The 21,618-nt window shown below is 46.7% G+C and carries 15 protein-coding genes; 14 read left to right on the top strand and 1 reads right to left on the bottom strand.

Going from position 1 to position 21,618, the window contains the following annotated elements:
* Positions 1-3 precede the first annotated feature (3 nt).
* Together recJ and V6668_RS23515 are read left to right on the top strand one after the other, a co-directional pair.
* Positions 4-2,412: a single-stranded-DNA-specific exonuclease RecJ gene (gene recJ / locus V6668_RS23520; RefSeq protein WP_036616889.1), complete on the top strand. Its 2,409-nt coding sequence runs from the start codon at positions 4-6 to the stop codon at positions 2,410-2,412.
* Between the two features lie 37 nt (positions 2,413-2,449).
* Positions 2,450-2,962 carry an adenine phosphoribosyltransferase gene (locus V6668_RS23515; RefSeq protein ID WP_017686780.1) on the top strand — a complete coding sequence of 171 codons (513 nt, stop codon included), beginning with the start codon at positions 2,450-2,452 and terminating at the stop codon, positions 2,960-2,962.
* A gap of 153 nt (positions 2,963-3,115) precedes the next feature.
* Here V6668_RS23515 and uraA read toward each other — a convergent pair whose 3' ends face one another.
* A complete protein-coding gene (uraA, locus tag V6668_RS23510) occupies positions 3,116-4,432 on the bottom strand; it encodes a uracil permease (protein WP_036674549.1) in 1,317 nt (438 codons plus the stop codon).
* Between the two features lie 373 nt (positions 4,433-4,805).
* On the opposite strand from uraA, the gene V6668_RS23505 reads away from it, so the two are divergent.
* The 12 genes from V6668_RS23505 (at position 4,806) to V6668_RS23450 (ending at position 21,568) form a co-directional block, all read left to right on the top strand.
* Positions 4,806-6,983, top strand: coding sequence for a RelA/SpoT family protein (locus V6668_RS23505; RefSeq protein WP_036616894.1), 2,178 nt, complete (start codon positions 4,806-4,808; stop codon positions 6,981-6,983).
* Between the two features lie 12 nt (positions 6,984-6,995).
* Positions 6,996-7,457 carry a D-aminoacyl-tRNA deacylase gene (gene dtd / locus V6668_RS23500; protein ID WP_100529057.1) on the top strand — a complete coding sequence of 154 codons (462 nt, stop codon included), beginning with the start codon at positions 6,996-6,998 and terminating at the stop codon, positions 7,455-7,457.
* A 77-nt stretch (positions 7,458-7,534) separates the two neighbouring features.
* Positions 7,535-7,702 carry a hypothetical protein gene (locus V6668_RS23495; protein ID WP_338706895.1) on the top strand — a complete coding sequence of 56 codons (168 nt, stop codon included), beginning with the start codon at positions 7,535-7,537 and terminating at the stop codon, positions 7,700-7,702.
* 266 nt (positions 7,703-7,968) lie between these two features.
* A complete protein-coding gene (locus V6668_RS23490; protein WP_036616900.1) occupies positions 7,969-8,475 on the top strand; it encodes a type 1 glutamine amidotransferase domain-containing protein in 507 nt (168 codons plus the stop codon).
* Positions 8,476-8,579: 104 nt separating this feature from the next.
* Complete coding sequence (locus V6668_RS23485; RefSeq protein WP_100529058.1) at positions 8,580-9,026, top strand: hypothetical protein; 447 nt, start codon at positions 8,580-8,582, stop codon at positions 9,024-9,026.
* 629 nt (positions 9,027-9,655) lie between these two features.
* Positions 9,656-10,924, top strand: coding sequence for an SEC-C metal-binding domain-containing protein (locus V6668_RS23480; RefSeq protein WP_338706894.1), 1,269 nt, complete (start codon positions 9,656-9,658; stop codon positions 10,922-10,924).
* A gap of 821 nt (positions 10,925-11,745) precedes the next feature.
* Positions 11,746-12,999, top strand: coding sequence for a histidine--tRNA ligase (gene hisS, locus V6668_RS23475; RefSeq protein ID WP_338706893.1), 1,254 nt, complete (start codon positions 11,746-11,748; stop codon positions 12,997-12,999).
* Between the two features lie 214 nt (positions 13,000-13,213).
* Positions 13,214-14,992: an aspartate--tRNA ligase gene (aspS, locus tag V6668_RS23470; protein WP_036616911.1), complete on the top strand. Its 1,779-nt coding sequence runs from the start codon at positions 13,214-13,216 to the stop codon at positions 14,990-14,992.
* 18 nt (positions 14,993-15,010) lie between these two features.
* Positions 15,011-15,769 carry a tRNA threonylcarbamoyladenosine dehydratase gene (locus V6668_RS23465; RefSeq protein ID WP_076320351.1) on the top strand — a complete coding sequence of 253 codons (759 nt, stop codon included), beginning with the start codon at positions 15,011-15,013 and terminating at the stop codon, positions 15,767-15,769.
* 242 nt (positions 15,770-16,011) lie between these two features.
* Positions 16,012-17,310, top strand: coding sequence for an NCS2 family permease (locus V6668_RS23460; RefSeq protein WP_127551056.1), 1,299 nt, complete (start codon positions 16,012-16,014; stop codon positions 17,308-17,310).
* A gap of 73 nt (positions 17,311-17,383) precedes the next feature.
* Positions 17,384-19,162 (top strand): ABC transporter ATP-binding protein, encoded by a 1,779-nt coding sequence (locus V6668_RS23455; RefSeq protein WP_338706892.1) that lies wholly within the window; start codon positions 17,384-17,386, stop codon positions 19,160-19,162.
* 225 nt (positions 19,163-19,387) lie between these two features.
* The gene (locus V6668_RS23450; RefSeq protein ID WP_253502838.1) at positions 19,388-21,568 is read left to right on the top strand and encodes a HelD family protein; all 2,181 of its coding nucleotides are present in this window, start codon (positions 19,388-19,390) and stop codon (positions 21,566-21,568) included.
* The last annotated feature ends 50 nt before the right edge of the window (positions 21,569-21,618 follow it).

The raw sequence follows: 21,618 nt of genomic DNA, 5'->3' as shown, positions 1-21,618 counted from the left end.
TCATTGCTTTATTCGCAATACCGGTGGAATACACCGAATATCGATTTGGAGGCGGCTGCGGGACTCTCGCAGGCGCTTTCCGTTTCACCCCTTGTTGGACGTTTGCTTGTGAGTCGAGGAGTGCACAATGAGAAGGAGGCCGAACGTTTTTTGCATCCTGACCTGAATCAGATGCATGATCCCTATCTGCTCCTCGGCATGAATGAAGCTGTGCCACGTATCAAGCTGGCATTGGAGCGGGAAGAACATATTTTGATCTACGGGGATTATGACGCTGATGGCGTATCCAGCACATCGCTCATGATCCATTTGATGCGTCATCTTGGGGCTTCGTACGATATATATATCCCTCATCGCTCGAATGAAGGGTATGGATTGCACAACCATGCATTGGATTGGGCCCATCAACAAGGCGTTTCATTGATTATTACCGTGGACACCGGAATCAGTGCTGTTGAACAGATTGCCTATGCGGCCACGCTGGGCATCGAAGTCATTGTGACAGATCACCACGAGCCGCCTGAAATTTTGCCCGAAGCCTTTACACTTATTAATCCGAAACTTCCAGGATGCCCGTATCCTTTTAAAGGTTTGGCAGGAGCGGGAGTAGCCTTGAAGCTCGCTCAGGCATTAATCGGGGAAGTGCCCGGTGAATGGATGGAGATTGCCGCCATCGGCACCGTTGCCGATCTGATGCCTTTGGAAGGGGAGAACCGGGTTATCGTTAGTTATGGAATAGAATCGATGCGTGGTTCACGTCTTCCCGGTGTAAGTGCATTGCTGGAAATCAGTGGGGTGGATCAGAGTCAGGTGACTTCAATTAATATTGCCTTTGCCATGGCACCTCGTATTAATGCCAGTGGACGTTTGGATCATGCCGGGAGAGCGGTATCGCTTCTCACCACCGAGAATCTGGATGAAGCTCATACGCTTGCGGGCCAGCTTGATCTATTGAATCGGGAGCGGCAGCAAGTCGTAGAGGGCATATTACAAGAAGCAACTGCACAGTTGGAACAAAAGATACAGCTTCGTTCAGGATCCGTTCCAGATGTAATCGTATTGGCTGGTGAGGGCTGGAACGTTGGAGTGGTTGGTATTGTGGCTTCCAAATTGCTGGAGCGATATTACCGACCTACACTTATCCTTGGGATCGATCCAGAGAGCGGTGTCTGCAAGGGCTCTGCGCGCTCCATTGAGGGCTTGGATATCTATCAGGCACTCACAGTCAATAAACACACTATGGACCATTACGGGGGACACCCTGCTGCAGCAGGTATGACCTTGCATCGGGAACAGTTGGAAGAACTTGAGGCTGGTTTGAATGAGTTTGCTGCATCTGTATTAACTGAAGAGGACTTTGTACCTCAACGTCTTGCGGATGATGAATGCAGAATCAGTGATGTTCCGCTGAAAGTGATCCAGGAGATCGACAGATTGCAGCCTTTTGGAATGAGCAATCCTTCGCCACGGTTTGTATTGAGAAGTGTGACTGTGAAGGAAACCAGAACGATGGGACGAGAGAAACGCCATCTGAAACTGGTTCTGGAACAGGATGGTCAGCAACTGGAAACTGTCGCTTTTGGCAAGGGAGCGTTAGCAGAGTTTCTTCTCCCAGGTTCCGTTATTGATGTGATGGGAGAACTGTCCATCAATGAATGGAATGGGATGAGAAAACCTCAATTGATGCTTCAGGACATTCATGTTCCTCAGGTCCAAGTGTTTGATTTGCGCGGTAATGCCGAGCCATTAAATGCGATGAAACATTTCTTGAGCTCACTTGAGGTGCATCTGCGATATAAATCTGGTTCTGTTGGTGCTATTGTTCGGAAAGAAACAGATGTTTCCGAGGGAAATTCATTGTATGAACCTTGCCTTTGGGTATATGATAGAAAGGTCGGGTTATTTCCGTGTAATGCTGCTGCACAGCATTATGGACAGGAACAAGTCCGGACGTTATTTGTGTTTGATACGCCGGAAACCCCGGAACAACTTAATGCCATGCTGGCTTTGTTCAGTGGAGCTGAGAATATCATCCTTCTGCACGGATCAGGCAACCGCCGAGATCGCCTTCAGATGCCTTCCAGAGAACTCTTTAAGCGTATTTATATGCAGGTGTTGAAATGGAAAGCTGAACCCGTGGAGGAACAAGAGATTACTCCTGTGCTCAGTCGTCAGTGTGGTTGTTCGCCGCGCATGATTACGATGATGTTGGATGTATTCGAAGAGTTATCCTTCATTACCCGTGATAACGGCAAAATTGCGTTTGTGGATAACCCGCCTAAGCGTGAACTAACCGCTTCACGTCACTATCAGGCGCTCGAAAATATGGCCGAGATAGAACAGGTGATGCTGGATGCAGCCACACCGCAACTGACACAATGGATGATATCCCGGATGAAGGGCGTATCTTAGATGGAAGTTTGTGTATTTATTTTAGGAGGAGATTATTTTGGATTTTAAAGATTATATTCGTGTCATTCCTGACTTTCCACAACCGGGAATCAGCTTTAAGGACATTACAACATTGTTGAAGGATGGAGAAATGTACCGCAATGCGATCAATGAACTGAAAGTGATGGTTTCTGATCTCAAAATTGACGTTATTGCTGGACCTGAAGCACGTGGTTTCGTTGTGGGCGCCCCTCTGGCATACGCTCTTGGTGTCGGTTTTGCTCCGATTCGCAAAAGTGGAAAACTGCCTGGAGAGACGATTGAAGTTGGTTATGATCTCGAGTATGGCAAGGATACACTCGCGATGCACACAGATGCGATTGAAAAAGGTCAAAATGTCCTGATCGCAGATGATCTGCTCGCAACGGGTGGAACGATTGCAACTTCCATCAACTTGATTGAACAATTGGGTGGGAAAGTTGTCGGAGCTGCCTTCCTGATTGAGCTGTCTGATCTGAATGGTCGTGCTAAATTGCCAGAAATCGATGTATTCACATTGATGAATTATTAAGCTGCAATCTCCACATGTACCGCTGTGACGAAACATGAATTGTTTTTTCCGTTTCCCGGGAAATAATATACAGCATTAATGATTATCAAAAAGCCTGTTCTTCCAACCGTAAGGTTAGGGAGAACAGGCTTTTTGATGTGTATACGATGGAAGTTAATCGGGCGTTTTTTCAGTGATAGGCTGTTTACGTGAATCGTCATTCAACCAACCCAGCACTTCAAACAGTTTGAACAACAAGCTCATCAGGATTCCGACAATGGTTGCCAATGCCATCCCTTTCAGATGAACGCCATAGAAGGTAACTTCTGTACCACTCAGTCCAATGACCAATACAAGTGTAGTAAGCAGCAGATTGGTCGGTTTGGCAAAATCGACTTTCTGTTCAACCAAAATACGCAGACCAGATGCTGCAATAACCCCGAACAGAAGCAAGGATACGCCACCCATAACTGGCACAGGAATATTGGCTACAAGCGCCGAGAATGTTCCTGAGAAGGAGAGTACGATTGCAATGACTGCTGCGCCACCAATGACATATGTGGAGTATACGCGAGTCAGGGCCATTACACCGATGTTCTCACCATAGGTTGTATTGGGAGTAGATCCTACAAACCCGGACAGAATGGTGGAGACCCCATTACCAAGCAGGGAACGATGAAGCCCAGGGTCTTTCGAAAGATCTTTGCCTACAATGCTGCTCGTTACAAGCAAATGTCCAATATGTTCAACGATAACCACAAGCGCTACAGGTAAAATGGTGAAAATAACGGACCAGTCAAATGTAGGCGTTGTTACGGTTGGTAGTGAGATGAAATCAGCGTTTCCAATAGCCTGTTTATCAACCAGACCCATAGAATAGCCAAGGATATAACCGACTACAATACCGATTAGAATATGAATGATTTTGGGGAATCCACGGAACGTTACGGCACCAATGACAGTGATACCAAGCGTGGCCATGGATAAAATGATTGGTTTGGCTTGAGGTGCCCAGTTGGGATATTTAAGGATATCGGGATTAATCAGACCTGCCATTCCGGCAGCCACGGGTACAAGCTCCAGTCCGATCAGAGCAACGATGGCACCCATAACCGCTGGTGGGAAGACAACATTGATCCATCCGGTACCCGCAAATTTAATAATGAGGGCCACGAAACAGAAAACAAGTCCTGTTATGATAAAAGCTCCAAGTGCCATGGAGTAGCCATTCTCAGGATGTTGTTTTAATACCATTGTGACAGGTGCAATAAAGGCAAAGCTTGATCCGAGATATGCTGGAATCTTTCCTTTACACATCAGTATGTACAACAGTGTTCCAATCCCGTTCATCAGCAGGATCATACTTGGATCAACACCGAACAGGTTGGGTACAAGTACTGTACTGCCAAACATGGCGAACAAATGCTGAAGGCTAAGCAGTGAACCTGAGCCAAGTGGCATCTTTTGATTAACCTGAATTTCGCGTTGCAATGAATTTCATCTCCTTTTCCGAAACACAAACTTTCAATAGATTACAGAGTTTCTCTTAATTAATCAATAACATTTTTGACGTAGCAAAGCGATGGAATTTATATTTTCATGAATTTTCCTTCTATTTCAGTAAATAACGGCAATAATACATAAGAAATAAGAAATACATCCAATCCCCTGTGAGTCATAGGGAAACGGGATAGAAGTAATTCAGATCACCAATATAAAAATTGGATAAGCGCTCTTATTCGTCAGCAGTTGACGGGAAACGGGCGAAGCGTCATAATTATAGGAAATTACTTTTACGGGGAACCTGTGTTGCAGCACTGTCACGGGTTCCATTTGGTATAGAAAGGACACGGAACAGATCAGAATGGGCATAGAGCAATTACTCGAGAAGGCCGGGGCATATATCAAAGAACCCGATCTGGTGCGCATACGAGAAGCTTACGAATTTGCTGATCAGGCCCACCATGGACAGACGCGAAAATCGGGAGAACCGTATATTCTGCATCCGCTTGCGGTTGCCGACATTGTTGTGAACATGCAGATGGACACCATCTCCATAATAGCAGCGCTTCTTCATGATGTAGTAGAGGATACTACGGTCTCACTTGAAGAGATCCGCAATCATTTCGGCAATACGTGTGCCATGCTTGTTGACGGCTTGACGAAGCTGGAACGTATTCAGTTTCGCTCCAAGGAAGAACAGCAGAACGAGAACTACCGCAAAATGTTCATCGCCATGGCGCAGGACATCCGTGTCATCGTGATTAAATTGGCTGACCGTCTGCATAATATGCGGACACTCAAGTTTCAGTCGGAAGAAAGCCAGCGCCGGATTTCATATGAGACGCTGGAAATTTTCTGTCCGATTGCAAACCGTTTGGGTATCTCTGCAATCAAATGGGAAATGGAGGACATCGCCCTCCGTTATTTGAATCCGCAGCAGTATTACCGAATTGCAAACCTGATGCACAAAAAACGTGCAGAACGGGAGCAATATATTGATACGGTTATGGATGGAATTACGAACAAGCTCGATGAGATGGGAATTCAGGCAGACCTTTCAGGCCGCCCGAAACATATCTACAGCGTGTTCAAGAAAATGACCACCAAGAACAAGCAGTTTAACGAAATTTATGATCTGCTTGCCATTCGTATTATTGTGGATAATATCAAGGATTGTTATGCTACCTTGGGAATTATACACACGCTATGGAAACCGATGCCTGGACGCTTTAAAGACTACATTGCGATGCCAAAGGCGAACATGTATCAATCGCTGCATACAACGGTAGTTGGTCCCAATGGCGAACCAACGGAAGTACAGATCCGGACATGGGATATGCACCGGACTGCTGAATTTGGTATTGCTGCCCACTGGGCCTACAAAGAAGGCGCTGCGAACGGAAATCATTTTGAAGACAAGATTACGTTCTTCCGTGAAATTCTTGAACTTCAAAACGAAGCACAGGATGCATCAGAATTCGTAGAGTCACTCAAAATGGATTTCTTCTCGGATCTGGTATTTGTATTTACGCCAAAAGGAGAAGTCATCGAATTGCCAATCGGCTCTGTTCCTTTGGATTTTGCTTATCGAATCCATACGGAGGTTGGTAATCGGACCATTGGTGCCAAAGTAAACGGTCGGATTGTTCCGCTCGATTATCATCTGAAGACAGGTGATATTATCGAAATTTTGACGTCCAAACATTCTTATGGACCGAGCCAGGACTGGATGAAAATTGCGAAATCTTCTCATGCACGAGCGAAGATCAAGCAATGGTTCAAGAAGGAACGCCGTGAAGAAAACGTTGAAAAAGGTCGGGAGAGCTGTGAGCGTGAACTGAAACGTATGGGGCTTGATCCTTCTGCGTGGATGACGGATGACAAGTTGATGGAAGCTGCCAAAAAATATGCGTTTAACGATATTGATGACATGCTTGCGGCTGTTGGATTCGGTGGGATTACTGCTGCACAGATTGTAACAAAAGCAACCGAAAAACTGCGTAAAGAGCAGGAAGAGTCCAGTTTGCTGGAATTAAATTCCGAGATGCGCGAGCTGAAACCTGCGCCTGAGCGCAGAAATCGTCCAACCAACGGTATTCGTGTTAAAGGCATCGATAATCTGCTTGTTCGATTCGCACGATGCTGTAATCCTGTACCTGGGGATGACATTATCGGATATGTTACACGCGGACGCGGCGTTTCCGTACACCGTAGTGACTGTCCGAATATTCCGACAAGTGCAGACGGAGAAGAAGCAGCACGTGTTATTGAGGTCGAGTGGGAAGAGAATATCGAAGCAAGTTACAGTGTGGATATTGAGATTACAGGCCATGATCGGAATGGCTTGCTCAACGAGGTACTTCAGGCTGTATCTGAAAGTAAAACCAACATATCTGCCGTTACAGGACGGACAGATAAAAATAAATTAGCATTGGTGCACGTCACAATTCTGATTCGTAATACGGATCATCTGCAATCCGTTGTAGAACGGATCAAACGTGTGAAAGATGTCTATTCGGTGCATCGGATTATGCAGTAAGGAGCCTGTAAGATGAGGGTGCTTGTACAACGCTGTAAAGAGGCTCAGGTGACCGTGGGAGACGAGCTGACAGGTAAGATCGAGTCCGGATTAATGCTGCTCGTAGGCATTACCCATGAGGACACCGAGAAGGATGCCCAGTATCTGGCTGACAAAGTTAGTGGGTTGCGGATATTTGAGGATGATCAGGAGAAGATGAATCTCAGTCTGCTTGATGTAGGCGGTGCTGTATTGTCTGTTTCCCAGTTCACCCTGTACGGAGATTGTCGCAAAGGAAAGCGTCCGAGCTTTGCGGCTGCGGCCCGACCTGAAGCGGCAGAACTGTTATATGAAACGTTTAATCAACTGCTACGGGATAAAGGTATTCAGGTTGAAACCGGGCGTTTCGGAGCGATGATGGATGTAACATTTACCAACTGGGGACCCGTGACTTTGATGCTTGAAAGTCCGGTTCGTCAGGAACCAAGTGCATAATTCCATGGGGTTCAGGCCATAATAAGGGATAAATTCGTTGATGACTATTTCATGATCAAAGGAGTATCCATCCAATTATGCGCCAATCTGCGAAAGAAACACGTGCCCGTACAGAACCTTTGTTACTCCCTGGCAACCTGTATGAATCATTGCACCTTGCCCGTTCGGCTGCTGAGTATGTTGCAACGATCTGGGCACTTCAGGATTCGGACAAAGGGAAGCAGAGTCATCTTCCGCGATCTTGAATGTTTACACAGGGATATAAACATCCGATATTTGGATTATACAGATTTTGAAAAAGTCCTGATTCCTTCCCGAATCAGGACTTTTTGTCGTGAGTAGAACTTTTTAAGTATTCGTTTGACGACTTGGTTACAAAATGAAATTACATTGAATTGTTATAAATTGCTCTGGTGAGGGTAATAACAAAACGAGGCACAACGAAGTGCCAATGTACTGCAAGACCCGATTTTATAAAGAAAGTTCGAACACGGAAAGGAGAACATACGTTATGAGTAAAGTTGCTTTTTTATTGGCGAATGACTTTGAAGATTCGGAGATGCAGGTCCCGTATGACGAAGTAAAAAAAGCTGGACATGAAGTGGAGATTATCGGATTAAAAGCCGGTGAGACTCTTAAAGGTAAAGGAGGAAAGGCCTCCTATACCACAGATAAGGCGATTGGTGATGCATCCGCTTCAGATTATGATGCAGTCGTGATTCCTGGTGGATCATCCCCTGAGAATTTGCGAAGTGATGCGCACATTTTGAAGTTTGTCACTGAGATCAACAGTGCGAAGAAACCAATTGCTGCGATCTGTCATGGTCCGCAAATTTTGGCTAGTGCCGGTCTGTTGAAAGGCCGTACAATTACATCCTATCCACCACTTAAGGATGATATGGTAAACGCAGGAGCAGAGTTCAAGGATCATGAGGCCGTTGTGGATGGAAACTATATTACATCCCGAACACCTGAAGATGAGCCAGCGTTTGTACGTGAACTGCTAAAAGTTATATAACTTCAGCCAGTACAACTGACATACATTGATGTATCTTAAGTACGTTACATCGTGACGTTTACAAACTTCACGTTGCATTTTATTCCGAAAAAGGAGGGTTTGACATGACAAAACATATTCAGGCGTATTTTCGAACCGAGGACGAGGCAGAGGGAGCAAGAACTTCACTTCAGACGTTCCGTACAGAGCATTTGGAAGTAGGTCAACTGGATAGTGCGATAGGTAGAGACACGCGTGTTATGGTGCCACTGGTGCCTTATAATACAGCAGGTGGCGTAGGCACCAACGGAGCAATGGGTGTAGGTGCAGCCCCTGGTGTTCCAGCCAGCGAAAATGTGATCCCTGTGGTAGCCAATGTGGACCGTGATGCAGAACGGGATACTCGTGACAGAGTGAATGAGGATGGAGACCTGCTGAATGCTGCAGATGTGTCTTCGACCGATTATGATGATCTGCATTATGTTCTGTCTGCCAAAGTAAGGGATGAGGATTATGATGAGATTGTTCATAAGCTTCGTTCCAACCATGCCTATGTGGAAGATTTGAATTAACGTGTAGATACTTCTTGGCCCTTGCACTGCTCGACCACAGTCGAGTGATGTGCAAGGGCTTTTTAATCAGGAGGATATTAAAAAACTAATTTATAGAGCGCTATCATTTTTGTAATATTACTGTAATATTAGATACATAAGCCTTTAACATATTGGGCTTATAATAACACACATGACCCCCTTTTTTTATATATCCTTTGAGCCTGCACACCGTGTGCAGGCTATTTTTTTTGAGCTGAGAATGTGTATGTTTTGGGTAGAGCTTACCCCTTTATTCAATTTTTGCTAGAATAGAGAGATGGGTTTATATATTCTACAGCGAATTGTTTTCATAGTTGGGCTACATTGGACGGTAAATCTAGCTCCAGTGATTGGGTTCAGGCGAATCCAATTCTATGACAGAGAGTATGAGGAACTCATCGCCAGAGTGATCCGTCATATTCCAGATGAACATATACTCGCTGAAACGGCCCCGCCTTTTTTATATAAGTAAGGGGCATCCGTTTCTGCTTGATCGATGGAATTTGAAAGTTATATAGAATGCCTCGTTTGAGAAATGACACCTACAATGCTAAAGCAACAGAGTTCTCATGCGAATGGCTAGAGACAGATTTAAGGGGGAATTAGTTTTGAGTAAGGTTGGAAGAAATGATGTATGCCCATGCGGTAGTGGGAAAAAATATAAGAAATGTTGTCTGAACAAGGAGTCCTCTGCAGTAGAATCCATACTGGGGATAATATCAAAGGAGCAACCGGTTCGGGAAGCCTCCATTCAGCCTGAGAGCAAACTGACCTTGACCAAGCTGAAAAAGATGGTGGCAAGCGATTTGAAATGGGAGCATCCGGCTCACGAACAGCTGGCCCTGCAGACTATTGAGAACATGAGGAACCAATACGAGCCAGAGGTAATTTTGGAAGCTCTGGTGTTATGGAACGGCTACTCCCGTCAGAACCGCCCTACTGTGAAGAAGACAGGCTCGTTCTCTGCTGCAATTGAGTATTTGCTGTCCGAGGAATACGGCTTCCATGTCTCAAAGGCTGAGCTGGCTGATAAATATGAGGTAACGACAGGCACGATCTCCCGGAAGGTTAAGGAGATGAATAGTTACATCGAAGAATACGGCATGGGCGGTGAAACGGACGAGCTATTGATGCTGAACGGTCCAGGCACATCGAAAGACAAAGCACAGGCTCTGCTGTCTAAGGCGAGGGAAGCGAGCTCTTCCAAACGGAGAGTACATCTGGCGGAAACAGCGCTGGAGATGTATCCTGACAGCTCTGATGCATATCTTATTCTAGCTGAGGAATCGGACAATGAGAATGATGCACGATCTTACCTCAAGGAAGGAATCGCTGCTGGCAAACGTGAACTGGGCGAACTGATCTTTGAGGAGAACAAAGGTGACTTCTGCGGGCTTCACGAGACTCGTCCCTATATCCGGATATGCAAAAGTTATGCGGAATCCTGCTGGTTTGGCGGAGATACCAAAGAAGCAGCACAGATTCTGGAGCATATGCTAGAGCTTAATACGGAAGACAATACCGGAGCACGTTACCTGCTCGCTGCTGTGTATTTGTACAGTAACCAATTGGATCAGGCAGAGCAATTGCTGGAGGAGTATGGAAGAGGTGACGCCGCAACGGCCTTTGCCTATGACAAGATCATTCTGGAGTATAAGAAAAACGGAATCACCTCCCAGCTCAAAATGCTGTACCGAGTGGCGCGGGGTGTGAACAAACATGTGCCTGATTACCTGTTGGGTTTAAAGCGGTTGCCGCATAACCTCCCTGATTTTGTCGGCATGGGCGACTCCGACGAAGCGATTGAATATGTCATTATGCATTCCCGTTTATGGGCGAGCGCGCCGGATCTGTTGAAGTGGATGCTGCAACAATAGAGGAATAAGAAGCGAATAGAAGTTGGAATTCATATGATGAATCCAGCTTCTATTATCCGTGATTTCTGTCACTCCCCCATCCGGTGCAGCGTGTGAGTAAAATTTTTTAGAGCTATCTTTTCGTGTTAACCCTTGACTTTAGCACTGCGGTTCATTACAATCAGAAAATAATACGTTGACTACAGTCAATACAAGTCGATTTTTGAACTATATTACTGATTTGATGACGGGACCAAGTACTCCGTGCCCACATGACCAGAGAGGAATCCCAAGGCTGTAAGGATTCTCTTGATGAGCGGACGAATGACTTCCCCGAGAACAGACGGCGAACACAGCAGAGATGATCTGTTGACCAGTAGCCGGCCTGCGCAGGACGTGCGTTACACGTAGAGCGGAATATCTGCTGATCACAGTGCCTTATGCAATGTTGAATCATCAGAGATCACCTGAACGGCTAAAGTGTCAGGTTTCCGGAATGTGGGTGGTACCACGGGTGAATGTATATTACACAATCTCTCGTCCCTTTGTTTGCTGTATACACAGCGACAGGGCGAGGGATTTTTTTGTTATATAAGTTGATTTAAAAGAAATACACGAAAACGGAGATTGTAGAACCAAGCTGTAGAAGCGAAGCGTTCGCCTAAAAGCTTTCTGAAAGAAAGCTGCATCGGAAGCATATGCTATCCCCGGATTTCCACATTATAAAATTAATTCGAAAAATCTGGGGATAACAGCGATTGTAAGGTTGTTCTGCCCGCGCAGTGATCACGTGTAGAATTTTTTAACTTTTAGAGAAAAAAATCAATGCTGGAGGGATCAAGATGGCTTTTCAAAAACCGACTGGAACGCAGGACTTACTGCCTGGAGTTGTCGAGAAATGGCAGTACGTAGAAGAAAAAGCACGAGATCTGTGTCGACGGTTTAATTACCGTGAGATTCGCACACCGATCTTCGAACAGACTTCTTTATTTGTACGCGGTGTAGGAGAGACTACCGATATCGTTGAGAAAGAAATGTATACCTTTGATGACAAAGGCAATCGCAGCATGACTCTTCGTCCAGAGGGAACAGCAGGTGTTGTCCGTGCGTATGTAGAGAATAAAATCTATGGTGAACCGGATGTGAGCAAGCTCTATTACATCGGTCCGATGTTCCGGTATGAGCGTCCGCAGGCAGGCCGTCAGCGTCAGTTCCACCAGTTTGGTGTAGAAGCCATCGGTGCGCTGGACCCGGCAATTGATGCCGAAGTAATCGCACTAGGTTACCAGTTGTGCGTCGAGCTCGGCTTGAAGGATGTAAAAGTGGAGATCAACTCCGTTGGTAACTCAACCAGCCGTGCAGAATACCGCGAGACGTTACTTGGGTTCCTCAGACCGATGAAAGACAGCCTGTGCAAGGACTGCCAGTCCCGCATGGAGCGTAATCCGCTGCGTGTGCTCGACTGCAAAGTCGATCAAGACAAATTCGTTGGGGCACCGTCGATACTGGATAGTCTGGATGAAGAGTCTTTGAATCACTTTGCCAAGCTGCAGGCATACCTGGATGATTTCGGAGTGGATTATGCTGTGAACAATCGTCTGGTACGGGGCTTGGATTATTACACGCTAACTGCTTTTGAATTAAAAGCCCAAGGTATTGGAGCAATAGATACGGTTGGCGGCGGTGGTCGGTACAATGGTCTGGTTGGAGATATCGGCGGACCTGATCAGCCGGGCATCGGCTTCGGTATTGGTCTGGAGCGTATTCAACTGATTCTGGAGCACCAAAATATTGAGGTTAGTACGCTGGCTCCACTGGATGTGTACTTTGTTGCTCTGGGAGAGGCTGCTGATCGTGAAGTGAACCGTCTGTTGTTCAAACTTCGTCAGTCTGGACTGTCTGGGGAACGTGATTATCTGGGCCGCAAGATGAAAGCACAGATGAAATCAGCTGACCGTTTCAAATCCCGCTATACCGCCATCCTTGGTGATGACGAGCTGGAGCGTGGTGAGATCTCCCTCAAATCGATGGATACGGGTGAGCAACAAAACGTGAAGCTTGATGATCTGGTATCGGCAATTCGCGAAGGTAAATAAGCATGAGGTGTTGCATTAAGTCTTAAACATTCAAGTAAAACAATTGATCCGGCAAAAGTACTGAGGTTCACCGACGTTTCCAAATTAAGCGGAAGTTGGCGAGCCAGAGGTAACATGCCTTTTCGAATACATGGTCTACACGTAAACGGACTGTTGAAGAGCAGGCACTAACTGCCCATACAGAACGGAAATTCACATAATGAGGAGTTTGGTTATGAAAAGAAGTCATCATTGCGGCGCATTAACACCCGCACACATCGGTGAAACAGTAACATTGAACGGTTGGGTTCAGACCCGTCGTGACTTGGGGGGCGTACTCTTCATCGACCTGCGTGATCGCAGCGGGATTGTACAAGTTGTCTTTAACCCGGCTTACTCCGGTGAAGCTCTGCAAATCGCAGATCGCGTACGTAGCGAGTATGTTATCGCTGTAACGGGTAAAGTTGTTAAACGTGATGCTGAAACAGTTAATAAAAACCTGCCTACTGGCGAAATTGAAGTTCAAATTACAGAAATCGAAGTGCTGAACGCAGCTAAAACACCTCCATTCTTCATTGAAGATGGTGTTGAAGTTGATGAATCCCTTCGTTTGAAATATCGTTACCTGGACCTGCGTCGTCCGGAAATGTTCGAAACATTGAAACTGCGTTCCAAAGCATCCAAAGTGTTCCGTGACTACCTGGATGGAGAAGAGTTCGTTGAAGTGGAAACACCAATCCTGACTAAGAGCTCCCCGGAAGGTGCGCGTGATTATCTCGTACCGAGCCGTGTGCATGAAGGTGAATTCTTCGCCTTGCCACAATCCCCACAAATCTACAAACAGTTGCTAATGGTGGGTGGCGTTGAGCGTTATTATCAGATCGCTCGTTGTTTCCGGGATGAGGATCTGCGTGCAGACCGTCAACCAGAATTCACTCAAGTCGACATCGAGACTTCTTTCTTGCAACAGGATGACCTGCTGCCAATGATGGAAGAACTGATGGCCAAATTGCTGCGTGAAACCAAAGGAATTGAGCTGGAACTACCTTTCCAACGGATTACGTATGCAGATGCAATGGGCAAATACGGTTCAGACAAACCAGATCTGCGCTTCGGTATGGAACTGGTTGAAATGAACGATATCGTAGCGAACAGTGGTGTAAAAGTATTTGCTTCTGTCATCGAAAAAGGTGGAGAAGTGAAAGTGCTGAACGCTAAAGGCTGTGGCACATGGAGTCGTAAAGAGATCGATGATCTCGGACCATTTGCTGCACGTTACGGTGCGAAGGGACTGGCTTGGATTCAAGTGAAAGACGGCGAGTTCAAAGGGCCAATCGTGAAGTTCTTCACGCCTGAAGAAATCGAAGCTGTCAAAGAGCGCACTGGTGCTGAAGATGGCGACTTGTTGCTCTTCTCCGCAGACACGAAAAAAGTGGTTGCTGACGTTCTGGGCGCACTGCGTCTGAAAATCGGCCGTCAACTTGGACTGATCGATGACAGCAAATTCAAATTTGCTTGGGTTGTGGACTTCCCACTCCTCGGATATGATGAAGATGCGAAACGTTATGTGGCAGAACACCATCCGTTCACACGTCCAAAAGACGAAGATGTACATCTGTTTGACACAGATCCAGGTGCAATCCGCGCTCAAGCCTATGACCTTGTTCTCAATGGTTATGAAGTAGGTGGCGGTTCGATGCGTATCTACAAACGTGATGTTCAGGAGAAAATGTTTGCTGCCCTTGGACTCTCTACAGAAGTAGCGAATGAGAAATTCGGCTATCTGTTGGAAGCTTTCGAATATGGAACTCCACCGCATGGTGGTATTGCCTTTGGTCTGGACCGCCTCGTGATGTTGCTGGCGGGCCGCACGAATCTGCGTGAAACGATTGCCTTCCCGAAAACGGCAAGTGCAACGGATCTGCTCATGAATGCACCATCCGAAGTGGATGACTCACAATTGGAACAACTGCATATCCGCGTAGCCCGTAAACCGGTAGCGGAAAAGAAATAAAGGAGGCATCGATTCTCAATGCTCCATCAATTTTCAAGAACAGAACTTGCGATCGGACCTGAAGGTCTGGATACGTTGAAGAATAGTACAGTCGCTGTGCTTGGTATTGGCGGCGTAGGTGGTATTGCTGTAGAAGCTCTTGCCCGTAGCGGCGTTGGGCGTATCATCCTGATTGATAAAGACGTCGTGGACATCACCAACATTAACCGCCAGATTCATGCGCTGACCACGACAGTAGGGCAGAAAAAAGCGGACCTGATGGTGGAACGTGTGAAACTGATCAATCCGGAATGTGATGCGATTGCCCTGAATATGTTTTACACGGAAGAAACGTATGAGGAATTGTTCAAATATGAACTGGATTATGTGCTGGATGCATCCGACACGATTATCTATAAAATCCATCTCATTAAAGAGTGCCTCAAACGTAAAATTCCGATGATTTCCAGCATGGGTGCGGCGAATAAAATGGACCCTACGAAATTCCAGGTTGCGGATATTTCGAAAACGACCATGGACCCGATTGCCCGTGTTGTGCGTACGACACTTCGTAAAGACGGCATTAAAAAAGGCGTGAAAGTGGTCTTCTCGACTGAAAAGCCGATGAAACCGCGCGAGGACGTAACACAGAAAATCGTTCCCGAGAATGCTCCGGAAATTCGTAAGGCTAAACAGCCACCTGCGAGTAACTCATTTGTGCCTCCGGTAGCCGGACTGATTATGGTCAGTGTTGCGATCAAGGATTTGTTAGAAATTGCAGAGAACAAGCAGCAGTAACTTGCTGCCAACTGAAGAAGCGTGGATGCTGATAAGGCATCTGCGCTTTTTTTGTGATCATACTTCGCAAGACCGGAGTGGATGGGACGTCAATCGTCTATGATAGCCGAACTGTATTCCTGATTAATGTCAGAGTTACGTCATGTACTTCAAAGTCAAAACCGTGTATGATATTCACTGCTGCGCGAAATGATGATACATACATAATGAATTTGCGGCTACAGAGAGGGGAATAGAACGAAATGAAACACGGATGGATGACCAGACGTCTTGGCATGGAGCCAGGAGACCAGTGGAAGAAGGAAGTTGTGGCGGGAGCCATTTCCTATTTTGCCGTGGTCTATATCGTTATGGTCAATGCTACAATTCTTTCCGATGCCGGGATGCCTTTGCAGGCAGCTATGGTTGGAACACTGCTGACGTCCATTGCAGGATGTTTGCTCATGGCATTTGGCGGAAAATCACCGATTATCGTAGTACCCGGAATGGGGATTAATGCATTTTTTACGTATACACTTGTACATTCCATGAAATTAAGCTGGCAAGAAGCGCTGGCCGTTGTAACCGTTACAGGTGTACTGTTTGCCATTGTTGCGTTTACGTCACTATACAAAATGATCAGCGAAGCAATCCCGAAAAATCTGCAGCATGGCATTACGGTCGGGATTGGTTTGTTTCTGACATTTATCGGTTTGCAAAAAAGTGGAATCGTTATCGCACATCAGACCACGTTTGTTGCGATTGGGCATTTCAATGATCCCAATGTCATTACAGCCTGCGTTACGCTGGTGCTTGCCTTGATTTTATTTATACGTAACGTACAGGGTGGACTTCTGATCAGTATTCTGGTCGGGACAGGCCTTGCCTATGTACTTGGTGCAGTGAACCCGGGTGAGTCCGTATCAGCTATGGATGCGCTGCGTCAATACGGCGGCTTGTTTGGCGAATTATCCTTGATGAAACTGGCTGATGTCGCATTCTGGATCGCGGTATTTTTGCTACTGCTAATTGTGGTGTTCGAAAATATCGGATTAATTACGGCTCAGACACAGATGATTGGTCGTCCAGAGCGGTTCAAAGGAAGTCTACGCGCACTATCCATTAGTACCGTATTGGCAGGCGTATTCGGAAGTAGCCCCCCAGTTGCTGCAGCCGAGACTACAGCCGGAATTGCAGCAGGCGGTCGCACAGGTTTGACTCCGCTCGTTACAGCCGTGTTATTCGGAGCTACTTTTTTCTTCATCCCGCTCCTCGGTTACATTCCGGACAGTGCAATTGCGCCCATTTTGATCATTATTGGTGGCCTGATGGTACAAGGTGTGAAAGATATGGATTTTGGTGACTTCACAGAGGCATTCCCGGCATTTCTGATCATGGTCATGATTCCATTTACATATAGCATCGTGGACGGTATGGCGTTTGGATTTATTGCCTATCCATTAGCGAAGCTGGCAGCAGGTCAAGGTAAACAGGTGCCTGTGGTCATGTATGGCATTTCCATCCTCTTTTTAGCCAACTTTGTGTTGCATGGAGTTTTGTAATAACAAAAGGCAACGTCATGTAAGTTCATACGTATGATCTCTGGTGAGCAGATGGAGAACGGGAGGAACGGGAATGGAAGAGCAGCAACAAGCAGGGCAGAATGAACCGAAGGTAGGAAAAAAGGGATTTAAGGATTTCGTCAAGCTTATCGCCTCCACGAACCCGCCAAAACTGATCTTGATTCTGGCCCTCATCTTAACCCTGATTCAAACTACAGCCGGACTGATCGTGCCATTGATGACCAAAGGTCTGATTGATGGATTAACCACTTCGGCATTGAACAAATCTGTTATTTTGTTATTGCTTGGGGCATTTGTAATTCAGGCGATTGCCTCGGGTATTAGCATTTATATGTTAAATTACGCCGGACAACGCGTCGTCGCAACACTTCGCACCAAGCTGTGGAACAAGGTATTGTCGCTACGAATGCCGTATTTCGACCGCAATCGTACAGGCGATACGATGAGCCGGATTACGAATGATACTAGCCAGATCATGACGTTGATCGCGGATTATCTGGTTTCCTTTGTATCCAACATCGTCGCTGTTGTGGGTGGCGTGGCATTACTATTTTACTTGGATTGGGTGATGTCGCTCATTATTCTGAGTCTGGTGCCGCTTACGCTGTTGATTCTGTTGCCGGTCGGGAAGAAAATGTACAAGATCTCCAAGAAGCAGCAGGATGAGATGGCAGGTCTTACGTCCGTGCTCAGTCAGGTTATTGGCGAGATCCGCTTGGTGAAAGCTTACGGAACGGAGAAACAGGAAGTGGAAGCAGGAGATTCCCGGATCCGTAAAATGTTTGCTTTTGGCTTGCAGGAAGCGCGCATTCTTGCTCTGATCGGTCCTTTGTTTACATTTGTCATGACAGCCGTTCTAGTCGTTATTCTGGGTGTGGGGGGAATGCGCGTAGCGTCTGGACTGTTGTCGCCTGGTGAACTGGTTGCGTTCATTTTACTGTTGTTCCAGGTCATTATGCCAATGGGACAATTCACGACGTTATACTCTCGTTTGCAAAAAGTCGTAGGTGCAACGGAGCGCATACAAGCGATCCTTGCCGATGAGGAAGAGCCACATGACAGCACTAAGGTAGCGCCAAAAGGAAATGAGACGATTGCATTCCATGATGTACATTTTTCCTATGTTACAGGTGAGGAAGTGTTGCACGGAATCAATTTGACGGTACCTACACAAAAAGTGACAGCCATTGTCGGTCCAAGCGGTAGCGGCAAATCAACACTGTTCTCTTTGATGGAGCAGTTTTATATGCCCGATTCAGGCCATATTTCATATGGAGGACAAGCCATAACGGATTATTCTTTAGCCTCCTGGCGCAGCAAGATTGGGTATGTATCTCAGGAAAGTCCACTTATGGCGGGTACGATCAAAGACAACATCACGTACGGATTAGGTCGTGAGGCCACGATGGATGAGATCCGACGAGCTGCTGAGATGGCCTATTCTGCCGACTTTATCAACAAGCTTCCACAGGGCTATGATACGGAAGTGGGCGAGAGGGGAATCAAGTTATCCGGGGGCCAACGTCAGCGGATTGCTATTGCTCGTGCCTTACTGCGCAGTCCGGATATTCTTATGTTGGATGAAGCGACATCCAGTCTGGACAGCACCTCGGAGTATGAAGTACAGCAAGCATTGTCTAATCTGATGGAAGGAAGAACTACGATCGTGATCGCGCACCGATTGTCCACAGTGGTGGATTCCGATCAGATTGTTGTATTGGAGCATGGGCATGTTACCGGAACAGGAACGCATACGGAATTAATTAGCAATCATCCGGTATACCGTGAGTTAGCTCAAAAACAGTTTGTGGCACAGGAAGGACAAGGTTGAAATCAGAAACAAATTGACTACTATTTCAAAAGATAAGATTCAAATATAGTTCAACTTAAGACCGTTGTTCATTCGTTCAGTACGAGCGTGAGCAACGGTTTTCTTTTATGAGATCACCAGGCTGCTGTAGCTTTTTACACATCAATATGATATAGTGGGTATCCTTTTGCGTCGTCAGTGATTGGCGATGCAGAGCAAAACATATTCTTAGGAGGTAACTGAAACATGTCAGACAGCTTTCAAAGTGCCTATCAAGAAGAAGAGTACAGGTTAGAGCGAACGATGGAGGAAGTGGATAGTCAGCTGGAACGACTGCAGAACATTCCGGTATACACCGGCCACGACTTCACAGAACAAGTGCTGGAAGCTGGACGCGAAGAGCGCCGCACCGCCTTGTCCAAGAGCGCGCAGCAACCCTATTTCGGACGCTTGGATTTCGAAGAACAGGGCAGTGGTGCACGGAAACCGCTGTATATTGGCAAAATTGGCGTAGACCGCGAAGAGGTGGGAGAGCATCCGCTCGTCATCGACTGGCGTGCTCCTGTCGCAAGCCTGTTTTACTCATTTACGGGAGGGGAAGCCTCCGCTACGTATGAAGCCCCGGAAGGGCTTATTGAAGGTCTCGTATATCTGAAACGAAACGTTGTCATTCGGCAGCGGATATTGGAACGTGTGGCGGATACATATAACCGTGACAGCGACCAGCCAGCGGTATCTGATGAATTCCTCGTTTATCGTCTGGGAGAGAACAAGGATAACAAACTGCGTGATATCGTATCTACGATTCAGGCGGAGCAGGATCTAATCATTCGTGCGGCGCGAAATACCGCATTAATCATTCAAGGTGTGGCGGGATCAGGGAAAACAACGGTTGCCCTGCATCGGCTTGCCTTTTTGCTATATCAGTATAAGGAGCAGGTATCTGCAGAGAAAATGGTTATTTTTGCACCCAACCACATGTTCCTGGATTACATCTCGGATGTGCTCCCGGAACTCGGAGTAGGTGATATCCAGCAACGGACATTCCCGGATTGGGCGATGAACCTGCTGGGGTTGGATATGCCTTTAGCGAATACGTCGGATACATTGAACACCTGGTTCGAAACTCCAGATGCACGACCTGAATTGAATGATGATGTACCTGGACGTTACAAAGGATCCATCCGTTTCATGGAGCTTATTCGAGAGTGGCTCTCGGGCATGGAAGCGGATTCCGTACCGGATATGGACTTCAGTCCATGGGACGGTAGGGTGCTCAGCAAGACGGAGATCGAGAACTGGTTCGGTGAGGAATATAAACATTATCCGCTGGCCAAACGCAAAGAACGGGTCATGGCGAGAGTTCACCGCTGGATTGAGATGGAACTTAAGAAACCGATGCCAGAAGCTGTGCGCAAAGAACGCAAGAAAAAAGCGTCTACTCGTGAGAAAGCTTATGCCAAAAAATGGCCTCAATACGAGCCGCTTACGTTATATAAACAGTTGTTCAAAGCTACAAAGGGTGGTTCTGTGCCAGCTTCGCTCAGCGGGCTTATCCCCAAAGGCGTAATGAAACAAACGGCAGCAGATCTGAAACAGGATATCGTCCGTGAAGAGGATCTGCCTGCATTGGTTTACATTCATACATTGGTCCATGATATTGAGGGTTCGGAGCGATTCGACCATATTGTGATCGATGAAGCCCAGGACTTTTCACCTTTCCATGTGGCGTTATTGGATCGTTTCGTCAAAGGGCATTCCTTCACCATACTGGGTGACTTGTCCCAAGGGATTCATGAGTACCGTGGTGTTCATGCGTGGGAAGAGATGAGTTCTCTATTTCCTGAGGAACAGAATGCATACTTTGCATTGACCCGAAGTTATCGTTCGACGATGGAAATTATCGATTATGCCAATACGATTCTGGAACGTGGCGTCAAGAGCGGAATTACGGCGATTCCTGTTTTCCGTAGTGGTGATCCGGTTCGGACGTTGGCTTATGGAGGCGAAGGGCGGACGGCGAGTCTGGAGCAGGCTTTGAAGTTGTTAACAGTCAAAGACTACCGAACCGTCTCCATCCTGACCCGTACACTGCATGAAGCAGAGGTACTTCACCGTGACCTACAGGCCGCAGGATGGGATCTGAACCTGATCGATGGTGGCAAAAAGCAGTACACGGGTGGACACTCCGTTTTGCCGGTCTATCTGTCCAAAGGGTTGGAGTTTGATGCCGTTATTGTGGCAGACGTAGACCAGAAGCATTATTTGCCAAATGCGGGTGATGCAAAGCTGTTGTACGTTGGTTGTACACGGGCCTTGCACGAGTTGTGGTTGTTCCATGACGGTGTACTGCCGATCTATGCGGCTGCAACACATAATCCCGATGGCGAACCCGTAACCATTCAGGGTTGGCCAGAGCTTGGCTAGATAAAGTTTATTTATACAGAAAAAGGCATGACGTTTATGGAGAGTCCCAT

This window comes from Paenibacillus amylolyticus (assembly GCF_036894225.1).
Lineage (GTDB): Bacteria > Bacillota > Bacilli > Paenibacillales > Paenibacillaceae > Paenibacillus > Paenibacillus amylolyticus.
The sequence above is the reverse complement of the archived record's forward strand: the minus strand, read 5'-3'. Positions and strand labels throughout refer to the sequence as shown.

What these genes read in the sequence shown, in the direction of transcription:
- V6668_RS23490 (WP_036616900.1), top strand. Translation starts at nt 7,969, where the DNA reads ATGAGTAAAGTTGCTTTTTTATTGGCGAATGACTTTGAAGATTCGGAG.
- hisS (WP_338706893.1), top strand. Translation starts at nt 11,746, where the DNA reads ATGGCTTTTCAAAAACCGACTGGAACGCAGGACTTACTGCCTGGAGTT.
- dtd (WP_100529057.1), top strand. Translation starts at nt 6,996, where the DNA reads ATGAGGGTGCTTGTACAACGCTGTAAAGAGGCTCAGGTGACCGTGGGA.
- aspS (WP_036616911.1), top strand. Translation starts at nt 13,214, where the DNA reads ATGAAAAGAAGTCATCATTGCGGCGCATTAACACCCGCACACATCGGT.
- V6668_RS23485 (WP_100529058.1), top strand. Translation starts at nt 8,580, where the DNA reads ATGACAAAACATATTCAGGCGTATTTTCGAACCGAGGACGAGGCAGAG.
- V6668_RS23460 (WP_127551056.1), top strand. Translation starts at nt 16,012, where the DNA reads ATGAAACACGGATGGATGACCAGACGTCTTGGCATGGAGCCAGGAGAC.
- V6668_RS23450 (WP_253502838.1), top strand. Translation starts at nt 19,388, where the DNA reads ATGTCAGACAGCTTTCAAAGTGCCTATCAAGAAGAAGAGTACAGGTTA.
- V6668_RS23455 (WP_338706892.1), top strand. Translation starts at nt 17,384, where the DNA reads ATGGAAGAGCAGCAACAAGCAGGGCAGAATGAACCGAAGGTAGGAAAA.
- V6668_RS23505 (WP_036616894.1), top strand. Translation starts at nt 4,806, where the DNA reads ATGGGCATAGAGCAATTACTCGAGAAGGCCGGGGCATATATCAAAGAA.
- V6668_RS23495 (WP_338706895.1), top strand. Translation starts at nt 7,535, where the DNA reads ATGCGCCAATCTGCGAAAGAAACACGTGCCCGTACAGAACCTTTGTTA.
- V6668_RS23465 (WP_076320351.1), top strand. Translation starts at nt 15,011, where the DNA reads ATGCTCCATCAATTTTCAAGAACAGAACTTGCGATCGGACCTGAAGGT.